The organism is Sulfitobacter sp. UBA4523 (genome assembly GCF_002388305.1).
Classification (GTDB): domain Bacteria; phylum Pseudomonadota; class Alphaproteobacteria; order Rhodobacterales; family Rhodobacteraceae; genus Sulfitobacter; species Sulfitobacter pontiacus.
In genome coordinates this window covers 26,715-28,271 of sequence record NZ_DGMH01000017.1, presented here as the reverse complement: position 1 = coordinate 28,271, position 1,557 = coordinate 26,715, and the positions used below count along the sequence as shown (strand labels likewise).

Here is a 1,557-nt window from a genome sequence, read left to right as displayed (position 1 = left end):
CGGCGCTTGACCTCGCCATCATTGGTCAGCAGCAGCAACCCTTCGGAGTTGAGGTCAAGCCGACCGATGCTCATGACGCGGGGCATGTCTTCGGGCAGATCGTCAAAGATCGTGCCGCGGCCCTTTTCGTCGCGGTTGGTGGTGACCAGCCCCGTGGGCTTGTGGAACAGCCAGACGCGGGGCGGTTCGGGCTCGCCCACCGGTTTGCCGTCGACGGTGATCGCGTCCGAAGGCGTCACGTTCAACGCAGGCGAATCGATCTGCGCACCGTTGACGCGCACGCGACCGGCCTCGATCATGCGTTCGGCCTCGCGGCGGCTGGCGATGCCGGCACGGGACAGGACTTTGGCAATGCGGTCACCGGGAGGGGTGCCGGATTTCGGGGGCTGGGAGGGTGTATCTGCGCTCATACTTCAGCGCTTACCCTGTTTCCGGCGCTTGCGAAAGGGCGGCGTTTGCGGGCAAGAGAGGTGTATGAGCTTTACGTCCTATATGTCCCAAGCGCTGGAAGAGGCCCGCGCCGCCGCTGCCCGTGGTGAAGTGCCCGTGGGCGCGGTCATCGTGGCACCCGACGGACAGGTCGTCGCGCAGGCGGGCAACCGGACGCGCGAGCTGAACGATCCCACCGCCCATGCCGAGGTGCTGGCGATCCGTGCTGCCTGTGCGGCGGCGGGGTCCGAAAGGCTGGGCGGGCATGCGCTTTATGTGACGCTGGAACCCTGCGCCATGTGTGCCGCCGCGATCTCTGCCGCGCGGGTGGCACGCTTGTACTACGGCGCGTCAGACCCCAAGTCTGGCGGTGTGGCGCAGGGGGCGCGGGTGTTTTCCCACGCGCAATGTCACCACGTCCCCGACGTCTATGACGCCATTGCAGCGCCCGAAAGCGAAGATCTGCTAAAGGCGTTTTTTGCAGAGAAACGAAAAGGATAGACCCATATGGCCCAACGGGACGAGCTGAGCATTTTCGTGCGCGACGCCTTGGCCGCAGGCAAGTCACGGGCCGAGATCACATCCGCGCTGACCCATGCCGGTTGGCGCAGCGCTGAGGTGCAGGATGCGCTGAACGGCTGGGACGAGATGCCGTTCTCTCCGCCCATTCCGCGGCCTGTGGCGACGGTGTCTGCGCGGGACTTCTTTACCTATGCGCTGACGTTCTGCGTCTTGATCCTTGGCGCGTTCAATCTGGTTGTCGTATTACAGGCGCTGGTCGATGTGGTCTTTGCCACGGGCGACGGCGGCAGCGACCGGTCGATCCGCTGGGGTGTTGCGGTGTTGATCGTGACCGGACCGATGTATCTGTGGCTGACCTTGCGCGAGCGGCGGAAACTGGCGCGCGACCCTGCGCTGTACCGCTCTGCGATCCGCAAATGGATGATCTACATCGGCCTGCTTTTGGCCGCGCTGACGATGTTAGGGGATTCGATTGCCACCATCTATGCGCTGCTGACCGGTGACCTGACGGCGCAATTCGTGCTCAAGGCGCTGGTGGTGCTGGTCGTCGCCGGGGGCATCTTTGCCTATTATCTGCGCGATCTGCGCGAAGAGGCTCCGGCGTGA

At 64.5% G+C, this 1,557-nt stretch carries 3 protein-coding genes; 2 read left to right on the top strand and 1 reads right to left on the bottom strand.

Annotation, left to right across the window (positions count from 1 at the left end; translation table 11 throughout):
• Positions 1 to 410, bottom strand: a 410-nt coding sequence (locus B3849_RS03435) for a pseudouridine synthase (RefSeq protein ID WP_286779817.1), incomplete at its 3' end; no start/stop codon positions are given.
• A gap of 64 nt (positions 411 to 474) precedes the next feature.
• Here B3849_RS03435 and B3849_RS03430 point away from each other — a divergent pair.
• On the top strand, positions 475 to 930 hold the full coding sequence (locus B3849_RS03430; RefSeq protein WP_180829047.1) for a nucleoside deaminase: 456 nt from the start codon (positions 475 to 477) through the stop codon (positions 928 to 930).
• A 6-nt stretch (positions 931 to 936) separates the two neighbouring features.
• Entirely contained in the window at positions 937 to 1,557 is a 621-nt protein-coding gene (locus tag B3849_RS03425; protein ID WP_180829048.1) for a DUF5671 domain-containing protein, read from the top strand.